Annotated in this window: 4 protein-coding genes and 2 pseudogenes; 2 read left to right on the top strand and 4 right to left on the bottom strand. The window is 69.8% G+C overall.

The features are described from left to right. From NBW84_RS06765 to NBW84_RS06780, 4 genes and pseudogenes are all read right to left on the bottom strand, one after another. Positions 1–795 (bottom strand): annotated as a pseudogene (locus NBW84_RS06765) (Rpn family recombination-promoting nuclease/putative transposase); the annotation flags it as partial. Positions 796–1,064: 269 nt separating this feature from the next. Then, positions 1,065–1,466 carry a type II toxin-antitoxin system VapC family toxin gene (locus tag NBW84_RS06770; RefSeq protein WP_250282740.1) on the bottom strand — a complete coding sequence of 134 codons (402 nt, stop codon included), beginning with the start codon at positions 1,464–1,466 and terminating at the stop codon, positions 1,065–1,067. Beyond that, entirely contained in the window at positions 1,463–1,708 is a 246-nt protein-coding gene (locus NBW84_RS06775; RefSeq protein ID WP_250282741.1) for a hypothetical protein, read from the bottom strand. Before NBW84_RS06775 ends, NBW84_RS06770 begins: the two co-directional genes overlap by 4 nt. A 67-nt stretch (positions 1,709–1,775) precedes the next feature. Then, positions 1,776–2,244 (bottom strand): annotated as a pseudogene (locus NBW84_RS06780) (flavodoxin family protein). Between the two features lie 82 nt (positions 2,245–2,326). On the opposite strand from NBW84_RS06780, the gene NBW84_RS06785 reads away from it, so the two are divergent. Further along, positions 2,327–2,605: a hypothetical protein gene (locus NBW84_RS06785; RefSeq protein ID WP_250282743.1), complete on the top strand. Its 279-nt coding sequence runs from the start codon at positions 2,327–2,329 to the stop codon at positions 2,603–2,605. 291 nt (positions 2,606–2,896) lie between these two features. Then, on the top strand, positions 2,897–6,324 hold a 3,428-nt coding region (locus NBW84_RS06790; RefSeq protein ID WP_445548653.1), incomplete at its 3' end, for a type I restriction endonuclease subunit R.

Raw genomic sequence — 6,324 nt, forward strand, 5'->3', positions numbered from 1 at the left:
TCCAGGCCTGGAGCTGGTCGGCGGAGGCGTTGTGCACGGTGGTCAGCACCGCATCGGGAAGCGGGCCGAACTTGAGGGTCAGCAGCTGGACCAGCGTCTCGGCGCGGCCTTCGATGCGGCCTTCGACGCGGCCTTCGGCGCGGAGCATCTCCGCGATGGTCATGTGGGCCTCCTCCGCCTCAGGGCCAAGAGCGGCCATCAGGTCGTGCAGCTGGTCACGTGTGTCTGCCTCCCCGACCAGCTCAATGTAACGCAGCAGCGCGGTGAACTCCTCCCTGCCGTCAGGGCCTTCCAGGACCGCGCGCAGCTCGTCCACCCACGGCCACAGGTCCTTCCCCAGCGACAGATTCCCCGGAGCGATCTTGAGGAGGAGCAAGGTCAGCCGCACCGACGACGTCAACGGCCGTTCCCGCAGCACCTCCGCGTCGACACGGACCAAGTCGTCGAGAAGGAACCGAAACCGAGGCAGGTAATCCCGCCATGCCTCGGTCAGACCCGGGTCCAGATCGACCAGATCGGCCACCTCGACCGGCGCCGTCCAGGCATGGTCATTGTGATGCACGACCAGCGGGACCACCGCCGGCAGCCGACGCGCCCTTGGATTATCGGCCAGATGACGTGCCGCCACCGCAACGTGGCATCGACCAGGCTCCCGGGCACGAGCGCCAGCTGGTCCAGATCAAGCCGGGCCACCAGCCCCGGCGGCAGCACCGCACGCAACTGTGACGCCGCGTTCGACGGCGTCCCCAAAATCCGGCGAAACACCGCGTCATGAGGCGTGGACGGACTCGACATGGCCGCACCCTACCGACACCCACCGACACCCTCGCCCCGCCACCACAACACAGCTACACCCCGACCCTGGTCACCGCCCGTCGTTCCTCACGACCACCCGTCTGGTCGAGTCGGAACGCTCGACCACTAGCGGTCAGCTACGGCATCAGGCGCGCGGCCACCATGGCCCCCAGCTCCCAGCATGCCCCTCGCCGCCTAAACCAACATCAACATCAGGGTGCTGGGGCGCACACCCCTGAATGGACACCCGTCGAAGTCTGCCTGATCCTTTACCGGGTGACGATGACCGTCGCGCGGTGTCCGGCAGCGTTCTTGAGCTTGGTGTCGCCTGTGAGCAGTTCGCAGCCAAGTGCTTCGGCGAGCGCGATGTAGGCGGCGTCGTAGGCGCCGAGGTTGTGCCGTAGCTCCCACATCCGGGGGTGGTAGGGCCAGACCGGATGACGGGTGATCCGCAGGCGCGCGTAGTCAGCCAGCATCTGCTCGCCGCGATGGTCCGTGATCTTCTTTCCGCCGGCAAGCCCGCGGACTGTTGACGCGACCTCGACGTCGAGATGGTACGGGGCGTGCAGCGTGCGCGGGGCGGACAGGCGCTGCCGGAGCACCTCGTCGCCATTGCGCACGGACAGCACATCGATGACGAGCGAGCAGTCAACCACGTACGTGAGGGTCAACGCCGCCCCGCGTCGCGCGCCGCGAGGATGTCGTCCATGGTGAGCTCCACCGGTTCCCTGTCGCGGGCGATGCGGGCGATGACCTCGGCGTTGGTCTCCGTAGCCGCGTCGGCATCCATCAGGTCCCGCAGGTACCCGGACAGTGACTGGCCGAGCGATCTAGCGCGCTCGCGGAGGACCGCGAGCGTCGTCGGATCGACATCACGCACCTGGATGATGCCCAGGTCGGCGGACTCGCTCATCTGTTCACGCTACCACACTTTCATGCATGGCGCATGAATCCTCCTCGATACCCACCAGACCCGAGCGCTACGGCATCAGACTCGCCGCCGTGCTGGCGCCCAGCTCCCAGCAGGCATCCCGGTCCTTCGCATCCGGGGTACCGATTACCGTCACCGGCTCGCGCAACCGTCGCCAGCCCAGGCCGGTCGCGATCGACTCCACCGCCCGCACCGCACCCATCGTGTCGTTGTTGCCATGCACGTACAGCGTGTAAGGGCGGCCGACGGTGGCGTCCAAACAGGGGTAATGGTAATTAGGCTTGGTCGAAGAAGTGTTTGAGTGCGCCGGACATGTAGCCGATGTTCGCCGGCGTGCCGAGGAGATAGCCGTCGGCGGCGAGCACGTCGACAGCCGTCGCCGCCAAGGCCGGCTTGACGACGACATCGACACCCTCGATCGCCTCGTCTCGGCTACCGGCCAGCACCGCTTCCAATATCACTTGCATGATCGGCGAGGGCGTATGGTGAACGATCAGCAGGGTCGGCATCGCGACCATGCTATGCCCCTCGCCCCTCGCCCCTCGGCCCTCGGCAGGTGGCCACCGCGCGGGTCACCCCCAGGGCCGCGACCATCTGGGCATGCTCCTCAAGGACGGCGATCCCGCGGTCTCCGGCTGGAAGGCCGCGCCGCCGACCACCGGGAGCGCCGGATTCGACACCCTGCTCGCCGTTCTGACACGCCGTGAGTTCGATCAGGCTGGTGTCAGACCGCCGGCATGGTGCGAGCCCAGGCGCCTGCCGGAGCCGTGGATTCCCGACCATCCGTTCCTCACCCGCGAGCAGGTCATCGCCAGGACCCCGGGCTTCCTGAAGGAACTCAGCATCTTCGTCCCCGCCCGCGACCTGGTCACCGCGTGAGCGGCGGCTATGAGTCCACGGCAGACGAGATAACCGCGCTGCTCGCCAGGCTTGCCGAGCAGGCCGCCCACCTCCTCGCACGCGCGGGGCCGGTCGGCGGGTAAGCCGTTATGTCGTCGGTCGCGGGGTGCATGTTGTGGCCGGCGACGGCGGGGTCCGCTCTGGCCAGGAGTGTGGTCATGCTGTTGTCCTGCCGGGGGGTTTGCGGGGTTGAGGTGATAGTGGGCCGGTATCCGGGGTCTCGTATGGTTAGGGGCTTGCTGGTGGCCTTGGGCGGGGGCGAGGGCGAGGATGGTGCTGGTCGACGAGCGGCTCGGTGGGGCCGCGAAGGGGTCGCCGAACTTCGGGCCGCTGTATCCGCTCCAGCCGTTGCTGGCCGTCTACGGCGCCTTCGCCGAGGCGACGGTGTTCACCAACCCGAACGCGTCGCTGATCCAGTCCGGCCAGTTCGGCGAGGTGCTGGCCGAAGAGATGATCGCCAGGATCGGTATCCGGCTCGACGGCACCCGGCAGGTCGACCGGCTCGCGGCGCTGACGAAGGCCGGTGTGCTCAGCGCCCGGGTCCGCACCGACTTCGACCGGCTGCGCCGGGACAGGAACAGGGCCGCCCACGAGTACCTCTTCGACAGCACCCGCGCCCTGGTCGCCGTGCGGATCTGCTACCAGCTGGGCATCTGGTTCCACGACGCGGTCTCCGGCCGCCGGACGATCGCCGAGTTCGTCCCACCCACCGACCCGGGCGACGGTGCCACGATCACAGACCCGGCCGAGCTGGCCGAGCTGCGCGAGGCCCTCGCCGGCCATCGGCAGGCACTGACCCAGGCCCGTACGCGGCTCGCCGAATCCACCAGCGCGCTGGACGCCGAGCGGCGGGCCCGCGCCGAGGCCGAACGGCTGATCGCCAGCGCCGACGCGAACCGCCGGCAGCTCCTCGACACCGTCGAACAGCTCACCGCCCGGCTCGAGCGGCTCCGCGACACCCAGCACGCCAGCTATGAGGCCACCCGCCAGCAGCCCCGTCAGGTCGACGTCCGGCAGCGCGAGGTCATCATCCAGCGCGCCCAGCGCCCGGCGCCGCTCAACGAGACGCAGGCCCGGGCCGCCATCGACGGGATGCTGTGCCAGGCCGGCTGGCTCGTTCAGGACCGCGACCAGGTCAATCCCGCGGCCGGTCAGGGAGTGGCGGTCCGCGAGTTCACGCTGGCCACCGGCCGCGCCGACTACGTCCTCTACGTCGACGGCAGGATCGTCGGCGTGATCGAGGCGAAGCGTGAGGGCGACCATCTCTCCAGCGCCGTCGAGCAGAACGACCGGTACGCGGCCGGCGTCCTCCAACGGCACCGCAACGCCGTCTGGCGGGAGTCCGAACCGTTCGCCTTCCGCTACGCCACCACCGGCACCGAGAGCTACTTCCTCAACCGGCTGGACCCGCACGCCCGCTCCCGGGCGGTCTTCACCTTCCACCGGCCCGAGACCGTCGCGGCCTGGATGCGGCGCGCCGGCGAGCACCCGGACGCCCCGACCTGGCGGGCCGCCCTGCGCCAGCTCCCCGAGCTGGAACCGAACGGGCTGCGCCCGGCACAGGTCGACGCGATCAACGGCCTGGAACGTTCTCTGGGGGACGACCGGCCGCGGGCGCTGATCCAGATGGCCACCGGCGCCGGCAAGACCTACACCGCCGTGGCGGCCACCTACCGGCTGCTGCGGCACGCCGGGGCACGCCGGGTCCTGTTCCTCGTCGACCGCACCAACCTGGGCCGCCAGGCCCACGACGAGTTCCGCCGGTTCACCACCCCGGACGACGGCCGCCGCCTCGCCGACCTCTACAACATCGACCGCCTCGGCCCGGCGGGGCTGCAGGACACCTCCTCGGTGGTCATCTGCACGATCCAGCGGATGTACGCACTGCTGCGCGGCGAGCAGCTCCCCGACATCGAGACCGACGACGCGGACGAGACCGACGGGGCCAACGGGGCCAGCGGGGCCGGTTACGAGCCGTACGCGCTGGACCAGCCCGCCGAGGTCGCCTACAACCCGGCCGTCCCGGTCGAGGCGTTCGACGTGATCGTCGTGGATGAGTGCCACCGCTCCATCTACGGCCTGTGGCGCGGCGTCCTGGACTACTTCGACGCCCATCTGGCGGGCCTGACCGCCACCCCGACCCAGCAGACCCTTGGCTTCTTCAACCGTAACCTGGTGTCGGAGTACACCTACCAGCAGGCGGTCGCCGACGGGGTGAACGTCGACTTCGACGTCGTGCGCATACACACCGACCTGCGGGAGAAGGGCGTCGCCACGATCGAGTCGGGCACCACCGTGCGGGTCCGGGACAGGAAGACCCGCCGGCAGCGCTATCAGGAGCTCGACGACGACTTCACCTACACCACCAGCCAGATCGGCCGGTCGGTGGTCGCCGTCGACGAGATCCGCGCGGTGCTCACCGCCTACCGGGACAGCTGGCGGAGCTGGTTCCCGCCGAACCGGCGCGAGCTCCCCAAGACTCTGATCTTCGCGGTCGGTGAGGACCACGCCGAGGACGTCCTCGCCCAGGTCAAGGAGATCTTCGGACGCGGCGACGACTTCGCCAAGAAGATCACCTACAAGAGCCGGCAGGCCGGGGAGAACCCGGACGAGCTGATCCGCGCCCTGCGCACCTCCCCCCGCCTGCGGGTCGCCGTCACCGTCGACATGATCGCCACCGGGACGGACGTCAAGGCCCTGGAGTGCGTCATCTTCCTGCGTGACGTGCGCAGCGCGGTGCTGTTCGAGCAGATGAAGGGACGCGGCGCCCGCACCATCGACCCGACCGAGCTCCAGGAGGTCACCCCCGACGCGGACGAGACGGTCCGCAAGGACCGCTTCATCCTGGTGGACGCGGTCGGCGTCACCGACTCCCCGCTGGTCGACGCGAAGCCCCTGGCCGCCGCCACCGAACGGCAGGTCTCGCTGGCGAAGCTGCTGGACAGGGCCGGCACGAAGTCGATCGCCCTGAGCGAGGCCGAGATCCTGGCCGGCCGGCTGGCTCGCCTCAACCAGCAGCTCACCACCGGGGAACGCGACGCCCTGACCAGGGCCGCGGGCGGCCGGACCCTCTCCGAGATCGCCGGCGCCATCGTGCGGGCGGTGGACCCGGACCGGCAGGAAGAAGCCCTGGCCGACGGCGGCAAGGCGGCCGCCCGGCAGCTCGTCGAGGACGCGATCGCGCCGCTGACGGGCAGCCCCGAGCTGCGCCGGCAGATCATCGAGATCCGCCGCGACAAGGACTACGTCATCGACGAGACCACCGCCGTCGAGGTGACCAGGGTCCACGAGATCCCCCGCGCGGAGCGGGCCCGCGAGCAGATCGCCCGCTGGGCCCGGCTGCTGCGGGAGGAACGCGACCGCCTCCCCGCGGTGACCATCGCCCTGACCAGCCCGCGCTCGGCCGCGCCCGCGGAAGCCTACGAGGCGCTGCGGTCACTGAACGCGGAAATCCGCCGCCCCCACTACGCCTGGTCACCCCAGGTACTCTGGACGTACTACGAGGATCTTGGTGTGGCCGTCCGCTCCGACGGACGCGAGGCGGGCATCCCCGACCTGATCTCGCTCATCAGGTATGAGTTGGGCGTGGACGAACAGCTCCGCCCGTACCGGGCAACGGTCGAGGACCGCTTCGACACCTGGCTACACCGCCAGCACCAGACCGGAGCAGCCTTCACCGACGACCAGCTCTGGTGGCT

The organism is Protofrankia sp. CiP1_Cm_nod2, from assembly GCF_920664355.1.
GTDB lineage: Bacteria > Actinomycetota > Actinomycetes > Frankiales > Frankiaceae > Protofrankia.

Coding starts and splice junctions, on each gene's coding strand:
- NBW84_RS06775 (WP_250282741.1), bottom strand. CDS start 1,708: ATGAGCGAGTCCGCCGACCTGGGCATCATCCAGGTGCGTGATGTCGAT.
- NBW84_RS06785 (WP_250282743.1), top strand. CDS start 2,327: ATGCTCCTCAAGGACGGCGATCCCGCGGTCTCCGGCTGGAAGGCCGCG.